Raw genomic sequence first — 24,429 nt, forward strand, 5'->3', positions numbered from 1 at the left:
CTAAAAAATACTTGTTACAAAACTGAGATGCTTCCCACGGTAATGCCGCGTCTCTACTTGCAGCAACGATCCATGAAATTACCGGACATGAAACATTTAAAATCAAGTTCCGCCGACTTGCGGGATTTATTCAAAGACAGCATTACAGTTAAATACCTCGCGGAACCGCTGAAAGCTGTCCCCGCTTGCGAAGATGCGGTCAAATTGCGATCGTGGATGGAGGCCCGCGATTTTGACGTGCTCGGTATCGAAGAAAACGGTACGGTTTGCGGCTATGTAGAACGATCGCACTTAATCACAGGCAAGTGCAGCGACTACCAGCAAATTTTTCACCCCTCAGAATTAATCGCCGCTGCCACTCCTTTGATGGAATTGCTGCCGCTGCTGCGAGAAAAACCGAGATTATTTGTATTAGAAAGCAACAGGATCAACGGTATCGTTACCTGCGGCGATTTGCAAAAAGCACCGGTGCGGATGCTGCTGTTTGGATTGGTGACGCTTCTCGAAATGAATTTATTGCGAATCGTGCGGATTTACTTTCCCCAAGATTCTTGGCAAAAATTGCTTAAGGGCGATCGCATCTTAGCCGCAAAACACCTTTGGGAATTGGGGCGATCGCGAAATGAAGCGATTGACTTAATCGATTACCTGCAGTTCTGCGACAAGCGAGATTTAATCCTGACTTCTGCTGAAATAGTCGATCGGCTGGGGCTCAAATCCAAACGCTACGGGGAGCGTTTTTTAAAGTCAGCAGAAGCATTGAGAAACAAATTAGCTCACGCTCAAGATTTAATTAACGGTTCTTCTTGGCCGGAAGTAATTTTTTTAGCCCAGGAAATAGAAGCGCTTTTGCAGCGTTGCGAAGAAATTGAAATGGCCGCACCTAATGAAGCAGAGAGCATTTAATCCTAGGCTATTAGAGAGAGATTTTGTTTGTGGAGTCGCCATTTCAAGATCCTATTTTGATAGAGGAAGGTGCGCCGAAGCGCACCCTACATTTAGTTTTTAATTTTTAGTTTCCTGTTAGTATACTGAGGAACCCAGCCTTGAGCACTGGTGTAATACTGCAAGGCTTTCAAGTACAGGGACGGAGTGAGATAAAACCAATGTTCGGTATTAGCCGGCACTTTAATGTATTCTTCAGCTTGCAGCATTAATTGTACCTGAGAGCCGTTAGAATACACAAACCCAAAAACGCATTCCCCAGCTAAAATGTGAAGAACTTCTGCATCTGTGTGGGTGTGAGTGCGATCGCTTTGAGTCATCAGCGCGTAAATCTGTTGCGAACCTGGATGCAGCACTTTTAAGTCGCACCACTGATATCCACTAGCGCGCTTGAACTGTTCAAACTCGCTATTAAATGCTGCGAGAATCTGCTGTTTTTCTGTAACATTGAGAATGTCTTGAACGAGCAGTTCTTGAAACGCCGGATTTTCGTTGGTGGGCAGAGAATCGATCTCAATATTTAAAACTGCCAGTTGACTCGCGATTGCCCGGATATCCGTATATGTTCTACCGTCTTCTAGTTGCAGAACAGCCATATTACCACCTAATGTGTTGAGCTTTGAGGGAAATTTAGTTTCCATTTTTAAGCTGCTGTTTTAAGCTTTGGTCAAAAACTAAACTCCTGCTTATTTTCAATAATAGCCGATCGCTAAAATTCCATGTCCTGCCTCGCCAATCATCAAAGCAATACCACTCATCAAATAATTTGGTGGCTTTTTTAACTTTTATTTAATAACATTTACTGGAGTTAATATAAGGTGCACCATAAGCACCGCAAAGCTTAACTAAAAACTCAAAACTTTCAAATCAGCATTCCCGCGATACAAGCAGTCATAAAACAAGCCAAAGAGCCAGCAATCATCGCCCTCACGCCCAACCTCGCCAAATCGCCTTGCCGCGAAGGAGCCATCGCGCCAATTCCCCCAATCTGAATCCCGATCGAACCAATGTTAGAAAACCCGCACAAAGCATAAGTCGAGATAATTTGCGATCGTTCAGAAATCGCCTGTTGTTTCACCAATTCCATCAAATCTAAATAAGCAACAAACTCATTCAAAATCGTTTTTTTTCCCAAAACAATCCCCACCTCTGCACAATCAGCCCAAGCCACCCCCATCAGCCAAGCAACCGGAGCCATCAAATAAGCTAAAATTAATTCTAGCGACAACTGAGGCAAACTAATTAGCCCTCCAAACCACCCCAAAAGCGCATTAAAAAAAGCCAAAAAACCCAAAAAAGCAATCAGCATCGCCGCCACATTCGCCGCCAACTTCAACCCGTCGCTAGCACCCGAAGCCGCCGCATCCACCGCATTAGCATAAACCTTTTCCACCTTCACCCCCACCCCCCCAGCAGTCAGCGACTTTTCAGTTTCTGGGTACAGCAATTTAGAAATAGCCAAAGCTGCTGGTGCAGACATCACCGACGCCCCAATTAAATGTTGAGCGGGTACTCCAAAAGAAATATAAGCTGCCATGACTCCGCCGGCAATTGTGGCAAATCCTCCCGTCATGACAGCATGGAGTTCCGAGAGCGTCATCGCCGCCAAATAAGGTTTAATTAACAAAGGAGCTTCTGTTTGCCCGATAAAGATATTCCCAGCACAAGAAAGCGTTTCTGCGCCCGAAGTTTTCATGGTTTTCATCATTAACCATGCCACTGCTTGCACAACTCGCTGCAAAATGCCGTAGTGATAAAGTAGGGTGATAAACGAAGAGAAAAAAATGATAGTCGGCAGCACTTTAAAAGCGATAAAGTGGTCGGCAAAATTGTCTCCAAATATAAACTTTGCCCCCGCATCCGAAAAATTGAGAAACTGCGTCACCAAATCTCCCAAAAATTTAAAGACAGCCAAACCCGGAGCAGTTTTGAGAATCAAAATAGCAAAAATTAGCTGTAAAGCAATTCCCCACAATACGGGCGGCCACTTGACAGCGCGCCGATCGACTGAAAAGGCGTAGGACAAACCGACAAAAACAGCTAACCCGAATACAGAAATAAGTCGTTCCATTTAGCAATTTTTAGAGAATGGGCAGCAAGCATTTATCGTTACCAGGCTCTGCCTGGTAATCCAAATTAACAGTCCGATGGTACTTTATCTCGTTTCCGGAGGTCGCCATGAGTTCGCGGCGCGGGCCGCACAGCCCCGGAGGGCCTATAATACACGATGCAGCCCGATCGCATACAATCCCAGCCAGTTTGGCTTACAATAAAAGGCTAAACCTCAAAATTACGGCGCAGCCTCATTGCTGCTACTTTTATGTCTCTACCTATAGTTGCTATTATTGGACGCCCCAATGTAGGCAAATCGACGATCGTCAACCGTTTAGCCAATACCCAAGACGCGATCGTCCACGACGAACCAGGAATCACGCGCGATCGCACTTACAGACCAGCATACTGGGGCGATCGGGAATATCAAGTCGTAGACACCGGCGGGCTAGTATTCGACGACGAAACAGAATTTTTGCCTTTAATTCGCGAACAAGCAATGGCAGCCCTCGCAGAAGCCAGCGCAGCCATTTTCGTAGTAGACGGACAAACCGGGCTCACCGGCGGCGACGAATCGATCGCATCTTGGCTGAGACTGCAAAAAGTCCCCGTCATTCTCGCCGTCAACAAATGCGAATCGGAAAATACAGGACTCACCCAAGCAGCCGACTTTTGGCAATTGGGACTGGGAGAACCTTACCCAATTTCCGGCATTCACGGTAACGGCACCGGCGAATTGCTTGACAAATTAATAACTTATCTTCCCACCGAAGTATTACCAGAAGTTGAGGAAATTAAAGTAGCAATTATCGGTCGTCCCAACGTCGGCAAATCGAGTTTGTTAAACGCATTTCTCGGAGAAAATCGCGCCATAGTCAGCCCGATTTCCGGCACAACCCGCGACGCGATCGACACCTTAGTAGAACGCAACGGTAAAACCTACCGCCTGATCGACACAGCCGGAATACGCAAAAAGAAAAACGTCGAATACGGTGCAGAATTTTTCGGGATCAACCGCGCTTTCAAAGCAATCCGCCGGGCAGACGTAATACTGCTAGTAATTGACGCAATTGACGGCGTTACCGACCAAGACCAAAAATTAGCCGATCGCATCAGCGAAGAAGGTCGAGCCTGCATCATAGTCGTCAACAAATGGGACGCCGTAGAAAAAGACTCCGACACCATCTACGAGTACGAAAGAGAAGTAAGAACCCGACTTTATTTCCTCGACTGGGCAGAAATGATTTTTGTTAGCGCCATGAGTGGACAGCGAGTTGAAAAAATCATTGAATTAGTAGACAAAGCCTCCGACGAACACAAACGTCGCGTCCCTACCGCCGTGATTAACGAAGTCATAGAAGAAGCCACAAGCTGGCACTCAGCCCCAGTTACCCGCCAAGGAAAACAAGGCAAAATCTATTACGGTACTCAAGTGCGATCGCAGCCACCGACAATCGCCCTATTTGTCAACGATCCCAAACGCTTCACCGAAAATTACCGCCGCTACATGGAAAGCCAATTCCGCAAACATCTAGGCTTTACCGGTACACCAATGCGGCTGCTTTGGAGAGGCAAAAAAGTTCGCGCCAGCGAAATCAGCACAACCAACAGAGCACTGCGCGTGAAGTAATTCTAGACTTTATATTAAAGAAAAAACGCAGTTTAATAATCAAAGCAAATTGCGTTTCTTTCTTTTCTCTTCCTTCGCGTCCTAGCGCTTACGCGCGGCTTTGCCTAACGCGTCTTCGCGGTTCAATAAATTTATATTATTAAAAATCTAAAATCGACAAAATGGATTTATTGCGATCGCTCCCTATTGGACTTTACCTAGAACAACCAGTAACCTGGCTTCATCGGCTAGACTCCCGCGTAAAATTAGCTTGGTTGATGACATTTCTGATTGCGCCAATACTCGCCAATCCCATCTGGCGGTTGATGCTAGTAGGAATGTTAATCGTACTGACACTAACCGCAGCAATTCCCTTGCGCGTGTGGAAACAGCAAATGGGACTGCTGCTGCTATTCTGTCTATTAGTATTTGGTCTCAGCGCGATCGCCCCCGACGGACTCCGCTCAGAACACCAGCCCCGCATCCCCGCCGACGAATTAACCTTTTCCCAACAGCCCGCAACCCTTCCACCCCGTCAAGAGCCCAAACCCTGGTACAAACCTTTTAACTTAGGCTCAAACTCCCCAATCCCCAATGCCAAAGCCCAAAGCCCAAATCAACTCCCCCAACCCACAAACTACCGTTACGTTGTATTCAAACAAGGCCCGATTAAAATCACCCGCCAATCTCTAGATTTAGCTATCAACGTCAGCACCCTATTTTTCACAGTAATTTACAGCACCAACCTCTACCTTCTCACCACAGCCAGCGAAGAAATCACCGCCGCGATTGAAAACTTAATGCAGCCTCTGCGCCGCTTGAACTGGCCTGTTACCGAAATAGCCTTAACATTAACTTTATCTTTGCGATTTATTCCCCTAGTATTGGAAGAAATACAAAATTTAGTGCGATCGGTCAGAACCCGAGCAATAAACTGGAAAAAACTCGGATTTCGCAGCGCAGCTCAAGTGTGGTTGATGATAGCCGAGCGACTGTTAGAAAACTTGCTCCTGCGAGCTGAACAAATTGCCAGCGCCATGAAAGTTCGCGGCTTCACCAGTCCCGATCGACACCGTGTAGAATGGCACCAGTTGCACTTGAAAATCCGAGACTGGATCGCCCTCGGCTGCTTGCTCGTCCTCTGGAGCGCCCGCTTGGTTTGGGGTTGGGACAGTTAAGATTTTAGATTTTAGATTTTAGATTTTAGATTGATTGATTAGATTTGAGATTGAAGAATATTAAAGAATTGGGAATGAGTGATGAAGCTCGTCGTTTTGAGCACTGGCCTACATTTGAGTAAGTTTTGTCTGGTGCGCGACAGTCCTGCTAAAGTAATGGAGACAAATATTTAGAGAACCAAGACCTTGAACATCTATCTTGGGACAGATATCGTATATGTTCCGCGCATACAAGCCGCATTAGACCGGTTTGGCGATCGCTTCCTCGAAAAAGTTTACACGCCCGCCGAACAGAGGGATTGTAGGTCACTAAATTCTCAACACAGCAGCATTAAAGGTAAAATGAATCGAGTTTCCTGCAACCAACTAGCGGGGCGCTGGGCAGCAAAAGAAGCCGTTGTCAAAGCTCTAGGCACGGGATGGCGGGGAATACGGTATGCAGATGTGGAGATTCGGCGCTCCGAAAACGGTGCTCCAAACGTGCAACTGCACGGAACCGCAGCAGCACAGGCCTCTGTTTGGGGAAATTGCCAGTGGCAATTGAGCCTCAGCCACGACGGAGACTATTGCACGGCTACGGCGATCGCTCTTTGTACCCCGCCGTCAAACAACGCCGTCGGGCGATCGAGCGAAACTAAAATCTAAATCTTTAATCTAAAATGGATCGATTGTGAGCGTTAATGACTACCGAAACTTACCTGAATCATCCAAACTTTGGCCTCCTCTTCAGAGTATCCCAGGTTGAAGACAGCCAAGAATTATTTACCACCCTATACGCCCAGCGCCTGTTTTTTTTGGTGACAAACGGCCCAGGCGGGCTGAGATTTGAACCAATCAGCCGCTCCGACGCTCGCCTCATGGTCGAAATTCGCCTGCGAACCCTGCGTCGCAGCGGTCAATATCAGGAGTACGACCAATTGCAGACCATTCACCAGCGCACGTTTCAATAGCGAAAATCAGTAACTTGGTAATTGGTAACTGTCTTAATTTTCCTTCCCTCCCCTTCCCAGCGTTGAGCACCCATGACCATTGCCTCTCGAATTAACAGCATTCGCCAACACTTGCCGGAATCAGTGCGGTTAATTGCCGTTACCAAACAGGTACCAACTGATGCTATCCGGGAAGCATACGACGCCGGTATCCGGGATTTTGGCGAGAGTAAGGTTCAAGAGACTGCCGACAAACAAAGGCAACTGCAAGATTTACCGGATATCAACTGGCACTTGATCGGCCACTTGCAAGCCAACAAAGCCGCCAAAGCCCTAGAGATCTTCCAGTGGATTCATTCTCTCGACAATTTAAAAATCGCTCAGCGACTTTCGCGCTTGGCGGGCGAACAGTCCTGCTCTCCCCAAGTCTGCCTGCAAGTCAAAATGTTGCCCGACCCGGACAAATACGGCTGGAGCGTTCCAGAACTGCTTGCAGGCCTTCCAGAACTCAACAAATGTCAGCATATCAAAATTCAAGGTTTGATGACAATACCCCCACTGGGGTTAAATGACTCGCAAATCCTAGAATTATTTAACAGCACCCGCGAACTTGCTGACAAAATCCAACAGCAAAATTTGTCCTGCATTCAAATGCAGCAGCTCTCGATGGGGATGTCGGGAGATTATCATTTGGCCATTCAAGCAGGTGCTACTATGGTACGGCTAGGACAAACCTTATTTGGCTCTAGGAGGGGATAAATAATTCAAATCTTCTAATAAAGACAATTTAGGTTAAATATATAGTAGTCAGCCACCCGCGACTAACGCGCGACGCGAGTATAGTCGGGGCAGCAAAGTCGTGAAGGAGAGTGAATCATGAATATTTTTTCTAAACTGCGAGATTTTGTAGGCATCAACAATGAGCCTGAGTACGATGACGTGTACGACGAAACCGAAGGGGAGCGCTATCAGAACTTCTACCCAGCGCCTGAACCGAACCCCGCTGCAGTCGCAGCAGCCGAAGAAGAACGTCGTCAAAATCGTAGAATGCGAGAGCGGTCAGTAGTAGGATCGACAGGTATGGATGTCGTTGCACCAACCGGGGGAGTAGGGTCAGTAATGAATAACGTGATTGGAATGCCTGGAGCTATGAACGGGATTTCGGAAGTAGTAGTAATGGAGCCGCGCACTTTTGAAGAGATGCCGGCAGCAATTCGAGCGCTTAAGGAACGGAAGTCTGTGGTTTTGAACCTGACGGTGATGGACCCAGACCAAGCGCAAAGAGCTGTGGACTTTGTGGCGGGCGGTACTTATGCCCTTGACGGTCATCAAGAGCGAATTGGCGAAAGTATTTTCTTGTTTACGCCTAGCTGCGTGCAGGTGAGAACTCAGTCTGGTGTGGTTCACGAAGTGCCTCCTGCTCAAGGACGCCCTCGTGCTGCTGCTCCTGCACCAACAGTCTGGCCTGCAGAACAAGCTCCAATCGCTCAGTAGTCAGTAGTTAGTAGTCAGTTGACAGTGGTGAGTAGTCAGTAGTCAGTAGTCAGTAGTCAATAGTTAACAACTAATAACTGTGGAATAAACACTGCGGATTAATAACATTAGCTAACAACTAAGTAACCAATGACAACTGACAACTGACAACTGACAACTGATAACTCAAAAGTGACAAGTGACAACTGACTAATGACTAACATAAAATTTGGTACCATCGGCGGCGGGGTAATGGGAGAAGCTCTCTTATCCCGCTTAATTGCACAAAAAGTTTATTTGCCTTCAGAAATATTGGTGAGCGACCCACAACTTCAACGCCGCCAATTTTTGACGGAAACCTACGGGATTGGAACAACAGCCAGCAATCTAGAAGTTGCTGCCGCTACAGAAGTGCTGTTTTTGGCGATTAAACCGCAAGTTTTTGATACGGTAGCTTTGGAATTGGCCGTGGCGGCCGATCGCCAACAGGGCAATAATGGAGAAACGGCTAATTCTGAGCCAGAAGCGCTGGTAGTGTCGATTTTGGCAGGAGTGCCACTGAGCAAGCTCGAACCAGCCTTCCCGGGGCGGGGAGTGCTGCGGGTGATGCCGAATACTCCGGCCACGGTAGGAGCGGGAATGAGCGCGATCGCCTCGGGAAAACTCGTGCAACCGACTGATTTAGAATTGGTAAAGCGCATCTTTCAGGCCGTGGGAGAAGTGGTAGAAGTGCCTGAGAGTATGCTGGATGCGGTGACGGGGCTTTCGGGTTCCGGGCCTGGTTATGTAGCAATTTTGATTGAGGCCTTGACAGATGGCGGAGTTTGTGCAGGTTTGCCACGGGCGATCGCCTCTCAATTAGCTTTGCAAACTGTATTCGGTACGGCGAAGCTAATGCAAGAAACGGGAATGCACCCGGCACAATTGAAAGATCAAGTTACAAGTCCCGGCGGCACAACTATTGCAGGAATTGCTAAATTAGAGAGTAGCGGCTTTCGATCGGCCCTAATCGAAGCAGTGAAAGCAGCTTGTTTGCGTTCTCAAGAATTGGGGAAATAAGTCAGGAATAGCGCACCGAAACAATCAGAAATGAATTCAATCGCACTTTAAACCTGCCGCTGCCGCTGTCGGATACTTGACGGGAACAAAAGCTACACCGAATTGTTCTTTTCGACACTTGACAATATGCACCAATTCGCTGGGGGAATTTTTGCGATCGCCATTCTTTCCAAACTGAATAGTTCCTGTTCCTCCTTCCACAATAAAATTCGCAAGAGAAAGCGTTTTTTGCATTCCTTCGCGGCTGGGTTGCTGCTGCATTTCCATTGCCTTAATCAGTGCAATAGTTGCATCGTAAGCTAAGGCGGTATCGGTATTTACCGTTCCTCCCCACAACTTTTGAGCCTGTTGAGGAAATTTTTTATTAACACTGCTTAAGGGATGCCAGGGGACAGAGACGATTAGTTTTTCAAAAGATTTTAACTGGGATACGGCTTCCAAAGTTCTCCACTTGTAGAGTACCCAAATTCCGGCTATCCAATTGCGATTGCCGTTGGCTTTAACCATTGCGATCGCGTTATTTAATGAATTAGTAATTTGACCGTCTGGAGATAACACGATCGCAGTTTCCCCTGTGCGCTGGATTTGATTTAAAGCTGTTTGGGCGTTGAATTCATTTTTGGATAAATCAAACTCGCGACTTCTGACTATTTTTGCTTTTTTGTCATCTTGAAACTGCCGTTTGAAAGCTTGTGTAAAATAAGAACCCGACGAACTGCCGGGATTGTATAAAACTGTCGCTTGATTTTTGCCTACTGACCGCAGATACTTTGCTAAAGTTTGAGCAGCAAACCGACTCGAATAGGATGTGCGAAAGAAAATTTTTCGATGCTTTTCTGTCAGTTCTTCCGTTGTGCTTCCCGGAGAAATCAAAACCAGGTTATTTTGGTCATAAATATCTACCGCTGATAGGGTAATTTCGCTGGCATAGTGACCGACTACTCCTAAAATATCCGGCTGTTTAACCAGTGCATTTGCTGTTTTAATGGCCTCTGTTTTGAGATTCGCATCGTCAGCAATAATGACTTTCAGACCTTTTTCGTTAATAGCTTTGGCTTCGAGAAAGCTGTGACCGGGAAAGCTTTTATTCCTCTCATTAGCAGCGCTTAATCCTAAATTAACTTGTGTTTGGGCTTGGGCAACGCCGCGCAAAATTTCTTTTGCCGAATCTGCATTAATTACAGAACCATCCTGAGTTCTCAGGATGGGAACGGCAACAGCAATTGTATAATAATCAGCCTTTTTAGCCTTCAGCAAAGCATTGTTCATGTAAATTAAAGTTTCGGGATCGATGCTGTCTTCTTCGTTCCAGGATTTTTTGAATAAATTAAAAGCAGATTGATAATTAGATTTGGCAAACTCCTCAACTCCCCTTTGCTTTAACCGAGGCGAAGAAGTTTTTACTAGGATTTCTTCGCCGCAACTCACAGCATCTCCTTGGATTAAAGGACAAGTTTTAGGTGTAATTGTGCGTAAAAAAATAGGGGCTGCCAGTCCCGCTGTCATTCCCGCAACTGCCAATGGCAACAAGCCAAAGATCGATCGAGAAAACAGCCTGCGTTTCGGTGGTGGTGAATGCAATGCTGTTAGCGCTCGCAAATCCTGTAACACTTCAGCAGCGGATTGATAGCGATCGTTAAAGTGGTAGCGCACCATCTTATTTAAAACTTTTTTTAGCTTGTCGCTAATTTGTACCATCGGGCGATCGTCAGTGGAGTAATGCCAGACGAGTTCGCCAGTTTTTTGATGGTTGAAAAAATCTGCAATATCTAAACCTGCGATCGCTTGAATGCCGATGATTCCCACAGCATAGATATCGCTGTTAAATCTGGGCTGATTTTTCCACTGTTCCGCCGGCATATAACCCTCACTACCAATGGCACGAGTTTGAGTTATTTGACCGTTATCGAGCGCCAAAGTACCGATCGCTTTTACTGCCCCAAAATCAATCACCGCAATTTTGCCGTCTAGCTTGCGCCGGATTAAGTTTGACGGTTTAATATCGCGGTGAATAATACCTTGAGAGTGGACGCAATCTAAAACTGACAAAATATCCAGCAATAAATCAATAACTTCTGACTCCTTAAACTTCCTGAGAGAAGCGAGTTCTTTATTCAGCGGATTTCCTTCGATGTATTCTTGAATTAAGTAAAATTTTCCCTTTTCCAGAAAGCGATCGATTAACTGGGGAATGCGCGGACACTTATCGAGATACTTCAGGGTTTTAGCTTCTTTTTCAAATTGCTGTTGTGCTTCTTCCAACAGCCGCGCATCCTTAGATTGAGGCGGCTCAATTTCCTTGACGACGCACAGGGGATTTTCGGGGCTGCCCAAAGCGTCGTTAGCCGTATAGGTTTTAGCAAACCCTCCCTCACCTAATTGACCGATAATTCGGTAGCGCGCGCGCAGAATATCCCCTGGTTTTAGGCACATAAATTCTCCGATTCCCCGACTGGCTGCACTCGTTGACGTTGATTTTACCATCGGGCGGGAACGGGTTTATATAGTTTACTCACGAGTATGTAACGCCGCCCTCTGGCGGTTCATGTACCGCGAGCGAGGGCGGCTAACGCAAGAAAATTGAATCAATCAGAAACGAGTTCAATCGCACTTTAAACCTGCCGCTTTTGCTGTCGGGTACTTGACGGGAACAAAAGCGAGGCCGAACCGCTCTTTTGGACACTTGACAATATGTACTAAGTCCGGTAGAAAATTTTGGCGATCGCCCTTCGCATCAAACTCAATAGTTCCGGTTGCTCCTGTGGCGCTAAAATTCTGACTCGCAATAGTGTGCTGCATCCCTTCGCGGCTGGGTTGCTGTTGCATTTCTATTGCTGTAATTAGCGTCCGAGTTGCATCGTAGGTTAAAGCTGTGCGGTGGTTGACGTTTCCTCCCCAAAGCTTTCGAGCATTTTCGGCAAATGTGGGGTTGGGAGCAGCTAAGGGATGCCAAGAGGATGATGTCACCAGTTTATTAAAAGACTGTAACTGGGAGGCTGTTTCTAAGGTTTTCTGGCTGTAGATTCCCCCGGTTCCCACTACCCAATTGCGATCGCCATTGGCTTTAATAAGTGCCATCGCATTTTTGACTGCATTCGGGACATGACTCGTACTTAAGACAATCGCTGTTTTCTCAGTTCGCTCGATTTCTTGTAATGCTAATTCAACGTTAAAATTTTTCTTACATAAATCGAATTCAGTGATGCTAAAAATCTTTCCTCCTGCTTGTCTAAACTGTTTTCTGAATTCTTCCCACAATGAAGAAGTAGCTTGAATCTCAGGACAATAGAAACCCGCCGCTTTTTTGGAACCTGCGTTTTCAATCAGATAGTTCTTGAAGTTTTCAGCAGTAATTTGATGTCTAGGGACAGTGCGAAAGAAAAACTTCCGACGTTTTTCTGTTAATTGTTCCGTTGTACTCCCCGGCGAAATTAAGACTAAGTTATTTTTGTCATAAATATCGACTGCATGCACAGTCATCTCGCTAGTATAGTGACCGACGACGCCCAAAATCTCGGTTTGCTTCACGAGTGAAGAGGCTCTAGCTTGTGCCTCTGCTTTCAGATTGGCATCGTCAGCGATAATGACTCTAATACCCTTGCCCTTAATGGCTTTCCCTGCTAAAAAACCTTGACCGGGAAAGTCGTTATTGCGATCGGAATTAAACAGTCCTAGGTTGACTTCTGTTTGGGCGTGGGCAATGCCGCGCAACATTTCTCTAGCCAAATCAGAATTGACAGTACCTCCTTCGCTGTTGCTAATGGGAACGGCAACTGCAAGGGTGTAATAATCAGCTTTTTTTGCTTTCAAAAGGGCATTATTCATGTAAATTAAAGTTTCGGGATCTTTGCGTTCTTCTTCGTTCCACGATTGTTTAAATAAATTAAAAGCTGATTGATAATTTGCATTAAAAAAGTCATCTATTCCCCTTTCTTTTAAGCGAGAACCAGATGTTTTTATCAGGATTTCCTCGCCACAACTCGCAGCATCTCCCTTGATTAAAGGACAAGTTTTAGGTGTAAATATTTTGTGTATTAAAAATACTGCTAGCCCGAGGAATCCTGCGATCGCGATCGGCAAGCAAACTCTCAATGTATCTTGCCATTGGCGTTGAGGCTTCGGCAACAGAGGTTGTTGTGGAGGGGGCGCAGGTGAGTGCAATGCTGTTAGCGCTCGCAAATCCTCTAACAGTTCAGCAGCGGATTGATAGCGATCGTTAAAGTGGTAGCGCACCATCTTATTTAAAACTTTTTTTAGCTTGTCACTAATTTGTACCATCGGGCGATCGTCAGTTGAGTAGTGCCAGACGAGTTCCCCAGTTTTTTTATCATTAAAAAAGTCTTCAATATCTAAACCTGCGATCGCTTGAATGCCGATGATTCCCACAGCATAGATATCGCTGTTAAATCTTGGCTGATTTGTCCACTGTTCGGCTGGCATATAACCGTCTGTACCAACGGCACGAGTTTGAGTTATTTGACCGTTCTCGATCGCCAAAGTGCCGATCGCTTTTACCGCCCCAAAGTCAATCACCGCAATTTTGCCGTCTAGCTTGCGCCGGATTAAGTTTGACGGTTTAATATCTCGGTGAATAATACCTTGAGAGTGTACGCACTCTAAAACTGACAAAATGTCCAGCAATAAATCAATAACTGCTGACTCCTGAAACTGCTGGCCTGAAATTAGTTCTTGATTCAGCGGATTTCCGTCGATGTATTCTTGAATTAAGTAAAATTTTCCCTTTTCCAGAAAGCGATCGATAAACTTGGGAATGCGCGGACACTTATCGAGATACTTCAGGGTTTTAGCTTCTTTTTCAAATTGCTGTTGTGCTTCTTCCAACAGCCGCGCATCCTTAGATTGAGGCGGCTCAATTTCCTTGACGACGCACAGGGGATTTTCGGGGCTGCCCAAAGCGTCGTTAGCCGTATAGGTTTTAGCAAACCCTCCCTCACCTAATTGACCGATAATTCGGTAGCGCGCGCGCAGAATATCCCCTGGTTTTAGGCACATAAATTCTCCGATTCCCCGACTGGCTGCACTCGTTGACGTTGATTTTACCATCGGGCGGGAACGGGTTTATATAGTTTACTCACGAGTATGTAACGCCGCCCTCTGGCGGTTCATGTATCGCGAGCGAGGGCGGCTAACGCAAGAAAATTGAATCAATCAGAAACGAGTTCGATCGCAATTTAAACCTGCCGCTGCCGCTGTCGGATACTTGACGGGAACAAAAGCGAGGCCTAACTTCTCTTTTGGACACTCTACAATATGTACTAAATCGCTGGGATGATTTTTCCGATCGCCATTTTCTGGGGAGTTAAACTGAATGGTTCCTGTTGCTCCCCAAGCGCTAAAATCAGGAGATGAAAGCGTTCTTTGCATTCCTTCGCGACTGGGTTCCTGCTGCATTTCCAATGCCTTTATGAGTGCGCGCGCTGCATCGTAACCTGAAGCTATACGAGTATTTCCCTCTTCTCCCCACAGCGATCGAGCCTGTTGAGGAAATTCTTCGTTGGGGCTGTTTAAGGGATGCCAGCCGACAGAAAGGATTAGTTTATTAAACAACCTTTGCGGTTGCCCAGATACAAATTCTAACATTTGCGGACACATCAGCATCCATGCCCCGGCAATCCAATTGCGATCGGCGTTAAGTTTTATTATGTCAAATGCGCTGTCTAGCGTTCTGCTATGATGGGGATCTGGAACTAGCACGATCGCAGTTTCTCCCTGTGTCTGGATTTCCTTGATCGCTCTTGCGGTGTTGAAGTCTTTTTTAAATAAATCGAAATCTTGAATTCTGACTATTGTTCCCCCTAGGCGTCGAAAATAGTTTTTATAACCTTTCACAAAAGATGCGCCGAATGGGCTTCGCGGATTGTATAAAATTGCTACTTGTGTTTGATTTTGTTCTCGGAGGTACTTCGCTAAATCTTTAGCGATTAAACTGCTCGTATATTGAGTGCGAAAAAAAAATTTCCTAGGTTCATGCGTCAGCTCTCCCGTGGCTGCACCCGGAGACATCAAAACGAGATTATTGTTGTTGTAAATATCTACAGCGTGCATCGTCATCTCGCTACTAGCGTGACCGATAACTGCTAAAATATCCGGTCGATCGACCAGCGAAATTGCTCTTTGTTTTGCCTCCTCTTCATCGTTGGCATCGTCAGCAATAATTACTTTAAGTCCTTTGCCCTTAATGGCTTGACTTGGTAAAAAACCTTGACCTGGAAAGTCCCGATCGCTAGAATTTGATAGTCTCAAATTAACTTCTGTTTGCGCTTGAGCCACTCCGCGCAGATATTCTTTCGCCTGCTCGCCAAGCTGAGAAAAACTGTCGGGGTTTCTCCGACAAACGGAAAGGACGACAGCAATTGTGTAATAAGGAGCGTTGCTGACTTCCAGAAAAGCATTGTTCAGGTAAATTAAAGTTTCTGGGTCTTTGCCGTCTTCGTTGTGCCACGATTCTTTGAAGGTATTAAAAGCTTGCTCTGAATTTGAAGCTGCAAATTCTTTAACTCCTTTTTGCTTGAGCCAAGGTTGAGAACTTGTAAATAGAATTTTTTCTCCGGCACTTAAACCATCTGGGAGGTTTGGGGGGGAAGGTGTTTTGCTGTCACGGGCGATCGAATATTCCACTCCCACCTGCGTCGCAGTCTCAATCGGCGGTGAGGGCGATAGCACCACCGATCGCAAATCGTCTAACACTTCAGCAGCGGATTGATAGCGATCGTTAAAGTGGTAGCGCACCATCTTGTTTAAAATTTTTTCCAGTTTGTCGCTAATTTGTACCATCGGGCGATCGTCAGTTGAGTAGTGCCAGACGAGTTCGCCAGTTTTTTTATGATTTAAAAAGTCTTCAATATCTAAACCTGCGATCGCTTGAATGCCGATGATTCCCACAGCATAGATATCGCTGTTAAATCTTGGCTGATTTATCCACTGTTCGGCCGGCATATAACCGTCTGTACCAACGGCACGAGTTTGAGTTATTTGACCGCCCTGAATCGCCAAATTGCTAATACCTTTGACTGCCCCAAAGTCAATCACGGCAATTTTGCCTGTTCTTTGGCATCGGATTAAGTTTGACGGCTTAATATCGCGGTGAATAATATGTTTTTTGTGGACGCAATCTAAAACTTCTAAAATGTCCTGCAATAACTCAATAACTTCTGATTCATTAAACAGCCTGCCTGAACCTATCTCCTCGTTCAGCGGATTTCCTTCGATGTATTCTTGAATTAAGTAAAATTTTCCCTGTTCTTGAAAGTGCTCGATTAACCTGGGAATGCGCGAGCACTCTTCCAGAGATATCAGGGATCTAGCTTCTCTTTCAAATTGCACCTGCGCCGCCTGCAAAACCTCCGGATCATTCGATTGAGGAGGCCCAATTTCCTTGACGACGCACAGGGGATTTTCGGGGCTGCCCAAAGCGTCGTTAGCCCTATAGGTTTTAGCAAACCCTCCCTCACCTAATTTAGCGATAATTCGGTAGCGATCGCGCAGAATATCCCCTGGATTCAGACACATAAATTTTTACAAGGCCTTGACTGGCTGCACTCGTTGGTGTCGAGCGTACCACAAATATGACTTTTATGAACTCAAAGTTATGACTTTTATGAAGTCAAAGTTATGAATATATGACTTGACTGGGAGATCGGCTTATTTAATAATCTTGACATCTTAGATTTTACGCGGAGATTGTTTTATGGCTTTAAAACCCGATCCGTCAGAACAGCGGCGATTAATTGGCGACAATACATCCGAAGTCGTTACTTTGTCGATCGCAGATGCAACTAATTTTCCTTTGGGAGGTTGGATGCTCGGAGGTGACGATCTAGTCACCGGCTCAACAGCTAATGATTTGATATTTGGCAATGAAGGGGAAGATCTTATCAGCGGGGAGTTGGGCAACGATTCTTTATTGGGGGGAAAAGGAATAGATCTACTGGAAGGAAATGAGGGAAATGACTCTCTCAGCGGCGGTCAAGATGGAGATTTGCTTACGGGTGATGCGGGAAACGATATTCTCTTGGGCGGTAGAGGCAATGATTTCTTAGGCAGCGGTAACGGAAATGACACTCTGGTGGGAGGTTTGGGTCGCGACTTTTTAGCCGCCTTGAATGAAAATAATTCAATCAAAATCGGGGGCAGCAACTTGTACGTCCTCCAAGCAGAACCCGGAGTTACAGATGTCAATAATGCCGATGCTATTGCCGGTTTCAGAGTAGGTGCCGATCGAATTGGATTGGCAGGCGGTTTGACTGCTAGCGATGTAGACTTGCAATACGTGACAAACGTGACACTCTTATTGGGGTTTGATGCACCAGAAAGTTTCAATCAAGTTTTCGCGCCCGGTGTATTCGATCCTCAACCGATACAGAGTCAAGGCACTCTAATTAAAGTTAGGAATTCCGGCGACATAGTAGGCTTTGTGGCAAATGTAAGTGTGGCTGAGATTCAAGGGAGTATTATCTCTGCTCAGGGATTCTAAGCTGTAGAAGGCGCTGCAAAGCCTCCTCCAAAAGCTTAAATCGAAGATTGGACAGAGAAATGGTAATCTGCAACCAGGAGTACAACAATATTACCGATCAATCGCTCGCTGCTGTTTCCAATTTCTCTCCAATCCTGGGTTCCGTACCATTTAACAGTCGCTGAATATTGCTCCGATGCCGCACAATTACAAAGACACCGCCCGCAATTCCAAACAATACATAAGCCAGCGGCTGATGTAAAGCAAACATCAATCCAGCAACGCTAATTGCTCCGATAATCGAACTTAAAGAGACAATTCGCGATACCGCAAATACTATTCCGAAAATTCCGAAAGTTCCCAAACCTACTGGCCAGTACAAACCGAGCAAAACTCCCAAACTTGTAGCCACTGATTTACCCCCGGTAAACCCCAGCCAGATAGACTTGCTGTGGCCCAAAACAGCCGAGAAACCCGCCAAAGTTGCCATCCAAGGGATGACAGTTGCAGTATTTTCTAAACCTGCGGCGGTTGCTAGCTGCTGGGTAAAACTGAGAGAGTAAATGTAGCGGATTAGGACGATCGCACTTACCCCCTTCAAAACATCAACCAGCAACACCCCCAACCCCGGCCACTTCCCCAAAGTCCTCAGTACGTTAGTCGCACCCGTCGAACCCGAACCAACCTCTCGAATATCAATTCCCAGCATCCATTTCCCCAAGGCGTACCCAGTAGGAATCGAACCCAGCAGATAAGCTGCTATTAGCAATGCCCCATTTAAAATTATCCAGCTAGCCATTTTTTAATTTGAGATTTCGTGTACAGCAGAAGGAAGAAGGAAGAAGGAAGAAGGAAGAAGGAAGAAGAAGAAACAACCTATTCCGGTTAATTTCCCTCTGAGTTTCTTCAGTCCGCGCAGGCGGACGAAAGTTTGTATAGCAGCGAATTATATTCGCCCGGACTTGCTCAAAAATCCTTAGCAGTCGTCAAAGTTTGCGGGTCAGAAGCAAAGGCCAACCACAGCGGAAATTGCAGCAGTGACAAACTAATTAAATCCTCAGTTTCATCAATGACAATTAGTGGCAATTTGCCCTCTTTCACCAGTCGATCGGCTTTTTGAGCTAAAGCTTCGGCAGACTCAAACATAATAATCCCCCGTTCCGGGCCAAAATCGCTGCGAGTAATGCCCAAACAGTCCTGCAAACCCCGGCGCCACTCTCCTAAACGTTCGGGACTGTTGGCGAGCACCAAAGTCCGCACCCGTCCACCGTAGACGCTTCTGAGTACAGAAATAATAGTCGAAGTAATCAAGATATTTTGCAAGCGCGAACCCATAGTCCGCAAAGCACCCCTTCCTCCTTGAGTGAAAAACCAGTTAGAAACTCGTTCCGCGTGGATGGGTTCAAAAGTGCGGCGGAGTTGCCAAGGCGGGCCGTAGTAGTCGGGGAGAGTGCGATATTGATCGAGGGTGCGGCGAATTTGTTTGGCTTGTTCTTGAAATCCCTGTTCGGCAAATTTGGGATTTACTGGTGCTGAGGATTGAGACTCCTCAGCAGGAATTTGCTTGGGTGTCTCTTGCACTGGTGGCGTCAAATCTAAGAGTTCGGCGGTAGCGGCCAAATCCTGCAAACTGCCTACTAGATAGTCTTTGAAACCCTGGACTCGAATTGCTAAATCTTGGGAAACGCCGGCAAAAGTGGTTCGCATTTCCTTTTGAATTCGATCGCGCCGGCGTTCGAGTTTTTCTACTTCGATTTGTAGCGCTTGTTTGCGGTGATCTAATTGAATCAAGCCGTCTTGTACCAAACGCCCGATCGAGGCTTGAGCCTGGCCCAACGCTTCTATAGCATTGGCTTTGTCGGCTTCCAAGGCGGCAATTCTTTCAGTCAAATTTTGTTCTTGCTGCTGCAATTCTTTGACTCTCTGTGCCAACTGTTCGGTAACATTTTCTGGGATGTGCGTTACCGTTTCTGGGGTTGCTATTGGCTGGGAGTCTGTTGGAGGCTCGATTTGAGCGATCGGACTTTCTGATTCGCCATCGTCGGTGTTGGGCGGAATTTGGGCGATTGCGCCTGCTTCGTCCACGAATTGGGCGAGTTCGGCATCTTCCTCGCCCAGCGGCGGGTGTGTATCTGGCGGGAGTTGGGCTGGCAGTTCATTTTCGTCGATCCACAAATCTCGTGTTTGAGATAGAAGTTGGTATTCCGTCTCATTCACGGGTAAATCGACTTCGCCGTCACCGCTTGGGGCGGCTGGTTGTGGTTGCGGTTCTTGGGTTGGAGATTCGTCTGAATTCATGGGAAATTTTGTTCGGCGTGGGCACGGAAAAGTTAAAAATTAAAAATTAACAACTTTTTTAGTCTTGACGGGGACAGCGCTGTTCTAAGGAGGTCTGTAGCATTTTACGATCGAACAGAACCGGCAGAAAGTGAATGCTGTTAATTTCTTTGAAATAGAACAAAATCGGCACAGCGGGCCAAAATATCCGCCAATTTTGCCATTCTCGGTAAGGAAAGCGGCGGATTAAGTTGGACGATCGATAAATGTCCAAATCTGTTGGGGTAAATTGTAGCCGGATGGTGGCGGCTTGGTACATCAGAAACAAGCCGAACAGCGAAAGCGGCAAACTCGCCCACTTGTGCACGAACAGCAGCGGTAGGGCCGCCAGTACCAGGACTAGGGGAATCGCATAACTCGGAGCGAGTTCGATCGTATTTGTCGGCGCAGTCGAAGAGGCAGTGGTATTCACGGGTTTAAATCAAGGGTAGTAAACGAATGTTGCCGATTATTCATATTTTATAGGAAATAAGCTGAAAACCCTGTGACTTCAGTCCAGGGACGGGCGATCGCGGGAGACTTTAGTCTCCCAGTCAAATCCTTGCTTCATCAGAAATACGAGTTACATTGTAAACTTTCTTTACTTTGGGGAGCCGTCTTATGTCAAACGATATAACATAAAAACCGGAGGTAAAGCAATGCTAGTTTTTGAGTTTAAAGCCTACGGGAAACAGAATCAGTTCAATGCAGTGGATGAAGCAATTCGTACCGCTAAATTTGTCCGCAATAGTTGTTTGCGCTATTGGATGGATAACAAAAAAGTGGGTCGATACGACTTAAATAAATACTGTGCTGTACTGGCTCGCGACTTTCCCTTTGCTGACGAACTCAACTCAATGGCTCGACAATCGAGCGCTGAACGAGCATGGTCTGCTATCTCCCGATTTTATGATAATTGCAAGAAAGGGATTCCTGGTAAAAAAGGTTATCCACAGTTTCAGAAAAACTGCCGCTCAGTTGAGTACAAAACGAGTGGATGGAAGCTTGCGGACGATAGAAAATCAATCAATTTTATCGATAAAAAAGGGATTGGAAGGTTAAAACTAAAAGGCACACGCGACTTGCAATTCTACCAAATCAGTCAAATCAAACGGGTGAGATTGGTAAAACGTGCGGATGGCGTGTACGTTCAATTCTGTGTTGATGTTGATCGAAAAGAAAACACAGAACCCTCTGGTACTACGCTCGGATTAGACATGGGTCTGAAGGAATATTACACTGATTCAAACGGAGTTACGGTTGAAAATCCGAAGTTCCTCAGAAAAGGTGAAAAAGTTCTTAAGCGTTCAGTACGTAGTGTCTCCAGGAAAGTAAGAGGTTCAAAGAATAGGGGCAAAGCTAGGCAGATTCTAGGCAAACGCCATCTCAAAATAAGTAGGCAGCGTAAAGACCATGCAGTGAAATTAGCACGGTGCGTAATCTCATCAAACGATGTAGTGGCTTACGAAGATTTGAGAATCAAAAACATGGTGAAGAATCACTGTTTAGCTAAGTCTATTAATGACGCATCTTGGTATCAATTTCGTGTTTGGCTTGAATACTTCGGTAAAGTATTTGGAAAGATTACGGTTGCGGTGAACCCACAGTACACCACCCAAGAATGCTCTAAGTGCGGTGAAATTGTCAAAAAAACGCTATCCACGAGAACACACGTTTGTAAATGTGGGTGTGTAATGGATAGAGATTTCAACGCAGCTAGAAATATCCTTCGTCGAGGATTGGGTACGGCGGGACACGTCGGAACCTTTGGTCTTGAGCCAAGCAACGCTTTAGGAGAATTGACCTCTACTGTTGTTGGAGAAATCCTGCTTCAGCAAGTTGAATCGTAGATTAAAGAATCCCCGCGCGTTTACGCCCGGGAGTGTCAACTGTTTCCTAGCTTACAAGCCTTTGAGTACGCTTGAGCCCGTCCCCTGAAACATCAGCCAAGTCAGGAAAAAGTTCACAATAAAAATAGCCAGTAAAGCCGTCACCACCGCCGTAGTAGTCGATTGACCGACGCCTTTTGCCCCGCCGGTGGTGGTCAAACCCCAGCTAGTGCCGATTACAGCAATCAAGCCACCGAATACAAAAGCCTTAATTGCCGCGCTGCAAATATCCCACAGACTCAGGAAATTGCGGACTGATTCTAAAAACACGCTTTGAGAGATGCCGTACATCGTTGTAGCAATCAGCAGTCCGCCGAGGACACCGGTGACGAGACACATGATGGTTAAAATTGGCAGCATCAAGCAGCAAGCAAGGACGCGGGGAATGACTAAATAGTCGATGGGGTCTGTTCTGAGCATCAGCAGGGCATCTATCTGTTCTGTTACCTGCATCGTGCCGATTTCCGCTGCAAAAGCCGAACCTACTCGTCCCGTCACGATTACGGCTGTTAAGACGGGGCCGAGCTCGCGAGTCAAAGACAAAGCCAAAACGCCACCTACGACATTGGCGGCACCGAGGTTAATAAACTCCCTGGCTACCTGAATAGTAAATACCATGCCGACAAAACCCGCAGTCAGCAAAGCAATCAGCAGAGATTCCGGGCCGACTGCTGCCATTTGGTCGATGGTGTTGCGGCGGTGAATTTTGCCCTTCAGCAAGTGCAGCATGACTTGGCCGCCCAATAAAGCTGCTGCCAGCAACCGCTGACTCCACAAACTGAGGCTCGAAGATGTAGTGGTGCTCAAGGGGATTTCGAGTGTAGAACAACTGTAAAAAATGAAATCTATCTACAAATCTTAAACAAGTTTTTTCTATAACATTTAAGATTTCTGACAGAACTGGCCACTGATGGCGATCGCTGCCTATCGTAGAAAAGGACAAGTTTTGTTTGCTTGCACCTTTCGGCAGTTTAGCTGAATTTACTGACTCTTATGAGCATTTTTCCCAATTTTCTTCGCTCTGTACTGCTGACCAGCCTGTTGAGCTTTGTCGCCCCCGTCTTGTTAATCGGCGCGGGATTGACTAGCTTTTCGCTGATCGGCTTCGTGCCTGCTCTCCAAGGAGTTGGTCGTTCTGGAGAAGACATGATTTTGCAGTTCTTAGCTACTTTCGGCAGCGGCTGTCCCCTCCAGGGCTTTTTCGTGATTGGTCTAACTTTTGGTTTAGTGGGTGCTTTGTTTGATACCTACGCTTCTTATCAGCATTCGCGGTGGAGTTAATTTTGTTTCGTTATATGTGGAATGTGAGATTTTAGGTTGGGAATTCTAAATTAAATCTAAAATCTCAAATTGTTGGGTTCCGATGCGATCGAATAGCGCCACCTGCAATGACTTCGCCCACCAACAGATAGTTGCTAGCAGACAGGAGTGGTGGAAAGCAAAAAATTTTAGACCAAAGTTAAAAATTCCCGAGTCATGTGTGGAGTCAATCTCAAATCTCAACTCTCCAACCTCAAATCGGCTGACTTCGCCCAAAAACGGATACTTGAAATTTTAGACTCTTGGTCAAACTTCCAGATTTATCTGTGGAGTCAATCTCAAATCTCCACTCTCAAACCGACTCACTCAACATTATTGCTCGCCAATGTTCGGTAATGCGATCGGCCTTTTTGCGGAAAACCGAATACCCCTATTTTTGGAGCTGGAATATATTAAATACAGGTTGAGTCAAGTGTTTCTCAACCCTAAAAACTTCAGATAGTCGAGGTATTAGTTATGGCACTTATTCGTTGGGAACCTTTGCGGGAAATGGACTCCTTGCAACGAGAAATGAATCGGTTGTTTGATAGCTTGACTCCGGCAACCGATCGCGCATCTAACGGTGTTGCTTTTCTCCCCCCCGCCGAACTCGATGAAACTCCCGAAGCCATCCACCTTAAATTAGAAGTTCCGGGCATGGAAGCTAAGGATTTGGACGTACAAGTAACCGCAGAAGCTGTTGCTATTAGCGGCGAACGCCGTCAGGAAACTAAGAGTGAAGATAAAGGCATGACTCGCTCTGAGTTCCGTTACGGTTCGTTCCGCCGGGTGATTCCCCTACCCGCACGGGTTCAAAATGACAGCGTAGAAGCTGAGTACAAAAATGGAGTTTTGCACCTGAATTTGCCCAAAGCAGAAGCAGAAAAGAACCGCGTGGTAAAAGTGCAAATCGGTGGCTAATAATTGTTTCCTACTTTAGTGAGTTTTAGTTAATTAGTAGGGGGGCGCAAGGCACCCCCTATTTGTTTTGGGAATTGATAATTGGTCATTGGGAATTGAAAATTGTGCCGAAAAGCATTGGGCATTGCGAGTTTGAGGAATGATTATTCCTTTTTCCTTCTTCCTTCTTCCTTCTTCCTTCTTCCTTCTTCCTTCCATCCGTTACATCCCAATACGGTTCAGTTAAGGGCTAGGCAGTGCTTAAAACAATAAATACAGGAGGATTCATTATTATTCCAGTACCTCT

The 24,429-nt window shown here is 46.1% G+C and carries 23 protein-coding genes; 12 read left to right on the plus strand and 11 right to left on the minus strand.

Annotated features, from left to right (window positions below; genetic code table 11):
* Nucleotides 1–87: 87 nt before the first annotated feature.
* On the plus strand, nt 88–906 hold the full coding sequence (locus tag QUA47_RS19255) for a hypothetical protein (RefSeq protein WP_333431919.1): 819 nt from the start codon (nt 88–90) through the stop codon (nt 904–906).
* A gap of 92 nt (nt 907–998) precedes the next feature.
* On the opposite strand, the gene QUA47_RS19260 is transcribed toward QUA47_RS19255, so the two are convergent.
* Both QUA47_RS19260 and QUA47_RS19265 read right to left on the minus strand, forming a co-directional pair.
* Nucleotides 999–1,586 carry an acireductone dioxygenase gene (locus QUA47_RS19260; protein WP_333218922.1) on the minus strand — a complete coding sequence of 196 codons (588 nt, stop codon included), beginning with the start codon at nt 1,584–1,586 and terminating at the stop codon, nt 999–1,001.
* 221 nt (nt 1,587–1,807) lie between these two features.
* Nucleotides 1,808–3,016 (minus strand): NupC/NupG family nucleoside CNT transporter, encoded by a 1,209-nt coding sequence (locus QUA47_RS19265; RefSeq protein WP_333431920.1) that lies wholly within the window; start codon nt 3,014–3,016, stop codon nt 1,808–1,810.
* Between the two features lie 249 nt (nt 3,017–3,265).
* On the opposite strand from QUA47_RS19265, the gene der reads away from it, so the two are divergent.
* From der to proC, 7 genes are all read left to right on the plus strand, one after another.
* Nucleotides 3,266–4,627 (plus strand): ribosome biogenesis GTPase Der, encoded by a 1,362-nt coding sequence (gene der / locus QUA47_RS19270; protein ID WP_333403425.1) that lies wholly within the window; start codon nt 3,266–3,268, stop codon nt 4,625–4,627.
* A gap of 161 nt (nt 4,628–4,788) precedes the next feature.
* Nucleotides 4,789–5,784: an energy-coupling factor transporter transmembrane protein EcfT gene (locus QUA47_RS19275; RefSeq protein WP_333431921.1), complete on the plus strand. Its 996-nt coding sequence runs from the start codon at nt 4,789–4,791 to the stop codon at nt 5,782–5,784.
* A 186-nt stretch (nt 5,785–5,970) separates the two neighbouring features.
* Nucleotides 5,971–6,429 (plus strand): holo-ACP synthase, encoded by a 459-nt coding sequence (acpS, locus tag QUA47_RS19280; RefSeq protein ID WP_333065641.1) that lies wholly within the window; start codon nt 5,971–5,973, stop codon nt 6,427–6,429.
* A 35-nt stretch (nt 6,430–6,464) separates the two neighbouring features.
* Complete coding sequence (gene pipX / locus QUA47_RS19285; RefSeq protein WP_006634205.1) at nt 6,465–6,734, plus strand: transcriptional coactivator PipX; 270 nt, start codon at nt 6,465–6,467, stop codon at nt 6,732–6,734.
* Nucleotides 6,735–6,806: 72 nt separating this feature from the next.
* The gene (locus QUA47_RS19290) at nt 6,807–7,472 is read left to right on the plus strand and encodes a YggS family pyridoxal phosphate-dependent enzyme (RefSeq protein WP_333431922.1); all 666 of its coding nucleotides are present in this window, start codon (nt 6,807–6,809) and stop codon (nt 7,470–7,472) included.
* 117 nt (nt 7,473–7,589) lie between these two features.
* Complete coding sequence (locus QUA47_RS19295; RefSeq protein WP_190656556.1) at nt 7,590–8,207, plus strand: cell division protein SepF; 618 nt, start codon at nt 7,590–7,592, stop codon at nt 8,205–8,207.
* 192 nt (nt 8,208–8,399) lie between these two features.
* Nucleotides 8,400–9,245: a pyrroline-5-carboxylate reductase gene (gene proC, locus QUA47_RS19300; protein ID WP_333431923.1), complete on the plus strand. Its 846-nt coding sequence runs from the start codon at nt 8,400–8,402 to the stop codon at nt 9,243–9,245.
* Nucleotides 9,246–9,281: 36 nt separating this feature from the next.
* On the opposite strand, the gene QUA47_RS19305 is transcribed toward proC, so the two are convergent.
* The 3 genes from QUA47_RS19305 to QUA47_RS19315 form a co-directional block, all read right to left on the minus strand.
* Nucleotides 9,282–11,678 carry a bifunctional serine/threonine-protein kinase/ABC transporter substrate-binding protein gene (locus tag QUA47_RS19305; RefSeq protein WP_333431924.1) on the minus strand — a complete coding sequence of 799 codons (2,397 nt, stop codon included), beginning with the start codon at nt 11,676–11,678 and terminating at the stop codon, nt 9,282–9,284.
* A 168-nt stretch (nt 11,679–11,846) separates the two neighbouring features.
* Nucleotides 11,847–14,258 carry a bifunctional serine/threonine-protein kinase/ABC transporter substrate-binding protein gene (locus QUA47_RS19310; RefSeq protein ID WP_333431925.1) on the minus strand — a complete coding sequence of 804 codons (2,412 nt, stop codon included), beginning with the start codon at nt 14,256–14,258 and terminating at the stop codon, nt 11,847–11,849.
* A 156-nt stretch (nt 14,259–14,414) separates the two neighbouring features.
* A complete protein-coding gene (locus QUA47_RS19315; RefSeq protein WP_333431926.1) occupies nt 14,415–16,775 on the minus strand; it encodes a bifunctional serine/threonine-protein kinase/ABC transporter substrate-binding protein in 2,361 nt (786 codons plus the stop codon).
* A 178-nt stretch (nt 16,776–16,953) separates the two neighbouring features.
* On the opposite strand from QUA47_RS19315, the gene QUA47_RS19320 reads away from it, so the two are divergent.
* Nucleotides 16,954–17,739: a calcium-binding protein gene (locus QUA47_RS19320; protein WP_333431927.1), complete on the plus strand. Its 786-nt coding sequence runs from the start codon at nt 16,954–16,956 to the stop codon at nt 17,737–17,739.
* A gap of 97 nt (nt 17,740–17,836) precedes the next feature.
* On the opposite strand, the gene plsY is transcribed toward QUA47_RS19320, so the two are convergent.
* The 3 genes from plsY to QUA47_RS19335 all read right to left on the minus strand — a co-directional run bounded on the left by plsY (nt 17,837) and on the right by QUA47_RS19335 (nt 20,467).
* Entirely contained in the window at nt 17,837–18,517 is a 681-nt protein-coding gene (gene plsY, locus QUA47_RS19325; protein ID WP_333431928.1) for a glycerol-3-phosphate 1-O-acyltransferase PlsY, read from the minus strand.
* 167 nt (nt 18,518–18,684) lie between these two features.
* Nucleotides 18,685–20,016: a DUF3086 domain-containing protein gene (locus QUA47_RS19330; RefSeq protein ID WP_333431929.1), complete on the minus strand. Its 1,332-nt coding sequence runs from the start codon at nt 20,014–20,016 to the stop codon at nt 18,685–18,687.
* Nucleotides 20,017–20,074: 58 nt separating this feature from the next.
* Entirely contained in the window at nt 20,075–20,467 is a 393-nt protein-coding gene (locus QUA47_RS19335) for a DUF3119 family protein (RefSeq protein WP_333431930.1), read from the minus strand.
* Between the two features lie 226 nt (nt 20,468–20,693).
* Here QUA47_RS19335 and QUA47_RS19340 point away from each other — a divergent pair, with 226 nt between their 5' ends.
* On the plus strand, nt 20,694–21,884 hold the full coding sequence (locus tag QUA47_RS19340; RefSeq protein ID WP_333431931.1) for a transposase: 1,191 nt from the start codon (nt 20,694–20,696) through the stop codon (nt 21,882–21,884).
* A 51-nt stretch (nt 21,885–21,935) separates the two neighbouring features.
* On the opposite strand, the gene QUA47_RS19345 is transcribed toward QUA47_RS19340, so the two are convergent.
* On the minus strand, nt 21,936–22,730 hold the full coding sequence (locus QUA47_RS19345) for an MlaE family lipid ABC transporter permease subunit (protein ID WP_333431932.1): 795 nt from the start codon (nt 22,728–22,730) through the stop codon (nt 21,936–21,938).
* Between the two features lie 186 nt (nt 22,731–22,916).
* Between QUA47_RS19345 and QUA47_RS19350 the strand changes: the two genes are divergently transcribed.
* A complete protein-coding gene (locus QUA47_RS19350) occupies nt 22,917–23,204 on the plus strand; it encodes a hypothetical protein (RefSeq protein WP_190656534.1) in 288 nt (95 codons plus the stop codon).
* A 45-nt stretch (nt 23,205–23,249) separates the two neighbouring features.
* Here QUA47_RS19350 and QUA47_RS19355 read toward each other — a convergent pair whose 3' ends face one another.
* Entirely contained in the window at nt 23,250–23,459 is a 210-nt protein-coding gene (locus QUA47_RS19355; protein ID WP_333431933.1) for a hypothetical protein, read from the minus strand.
* 240 nt (nt 23,460–23,699) lie between these two features.
* Between QUA47_RS19355 and QUA47_RS19360 the strand changes: the two genes are divergently transcribed.
* Complete coding sequence (locus QUA47_RS19360; protein ID WP_190656530.1) at nt 23,700–24,143, plus strand: Hsp20/alpha crystallin family protein; 444 nt, start codon at nt 23,700–23,702, stop codon at nt 24,141–24,143.
* Nucleotides 24,144–24,176: 33 nt separating this feature from the next.
* On the opposite strand, the gene QUA47_RS19365 is transcribed toward QUA47_RS19360, so the two are convergent.
* On the minus strand, nt 24,177–24,341 hold the full coding sequence (locus tag QUA47_RS19365) for a hypothetical protein (RefSeq protein ID WP_333431934.1): 165 nt from the start codon (nt 24,339–24,341) through the stop codon (nt 24,177–24,179).
* Between the last annotated feature and the right edge of the window lie 88 nt (nt 24,342–24,429).

The sequence above is a fragment of the Microcoleus sp. MON2_D5 genome (assembly GCF_036701905.1).
Taxonomy (GTDB): domain Bacteria; phylum Cyanobacteriota; class Cyanobacteriia; order Cyanobacteriales; family Microcoleaceae; genus Microcoleus.

Bases quoted from the DNA above. Each gene is read 5' to 3' on its own strand.
- QUA47_RS19350 (WP_190656534.1), top strand. From the start codon at position 22,917: ATGAGCATTTTTCCCAATTTTCTTCGCTCTGTACTGCTGACCAGCCTG.
- plsY (WP_333431928.1), bottom strand. From the start codon at position 18,517: ATGGCTAGCTGGATAATTTTAAATGGGGCATTGCTAATAGCAGCTTAT.
- QUA47_RS19315 (WP_333431926.1), bottom strand. From the start codon at position 16,775: ATGTGTCTGAATCCAGGGGATATTCTGCGCGATCGCTACCGAATTATC.
- QUA47_RS19255 (WP_333431919.1), top strand. From the start codon at position 88: ATGAAACATTTAAAATCAAGTTCCGCCGACTTGCGGGATTTATTCAAA.
- QUA47_RS19295 (WP_190656556.1), top strand. From the start codon at position 7,590: ATGAATATTTTTTCTAAACTGCGAGATTTTGTAGGCATCAACAATGAG.
- pipX (WP_006634205.1), top strand. From the start codon at position 6,465: ATGACTACCGAAACTTACCTGAATCATCCAAACTTTGGCCTCCTCTTC.
- QUA47_RS19305 (WP_333431924.1), bottom strand. From the start codon at position 11,678: ATGTGCCTAAAACCAGGGGATATTCTGCGCGCGCGCTACCGAATTATC.
- QUA47_RS19320 (WP_333431927.1), top strand. From the start codon at position 16,954: ATGGCTTTAAAACCCGATCCGTCAGAACAGCGGCGATTAATTGGCGAC.
- QUA47_RS19290 (WP_333431922.1), top strand. From the start codon at position 6,807: ATGACCATTGCCTCTCGAATTAACAGCATTCGCCAACACTTGCCGGAA.
- QUA47_RS19340 (WP_333431931.1), top strand. From the start codon at position 20,694: ATGCTAGTTTTTGAGTTTAAAGCCTACGGGAAACAGAATCAGTTCAAT.
- QUA47_RS19360 (WP_190656530.1), top strand. From the start codon at position 23,700: ATGGCACTTATTCGTTGGGAACCTTTGCGGGAAATGGACTCCTTGCAA.
- QUA47_RS19365 (WP_333431934.1), bottom strand. From the start codon at position 24,341: ATGGAAGGAAGAAGGAAGAAGGAAGAAGGAAGAAGGAAGAAGGAAAAA.
- QUA47_RS19310 (WP_333431925.1), bottom strand. From the start codon at position 14,258: ATGTGCCTAAAACCAGGGGATATTCTGCGCGCGCGCTACCGAATTATC.
- QUA47_RS19265 (WP_333431920.1), bottom strand. From the start codon at position 3,016: ATGGAACGACTTATTTCTGTATTCGGGTTAGCTGTTTTTGTCGGTTTG.
- QUA47_RS19275 (WP_333431921.1), top strand. From the start codon at position 4,789: ATGGATTTATTGCGATCGCTCCCTATTGGACTTTACCTAGAACAACCA.
- proC (WP_333431923.1), top strand. From the start codon at position 8,400: ATGACTAACATAAAATTTGGTACCATCGGCGGCGGGGTAATGGGAGAA.
- QUA47_RS19330 (WP_333431929.1), bottom strand. From the start codon at position 20,016: ATGAATTCAGACGAATCTCCAACCCAAGAACCGCAACCACAACCAGCC.
- der (WP_333403425.1), top strand. From the start codon at position 3,266: ATGTCTCTACCTATAGTTGCTATTATTGGACGCCCCAATGTAGGCAAA.
- QUA47_RS19260 (WP_333218922.1), bottom strand. From the start codon at position 1,586: ATGGAAACTAAATTTCCCTCAAAGCTCAACACATTAGGTGGTAATATG.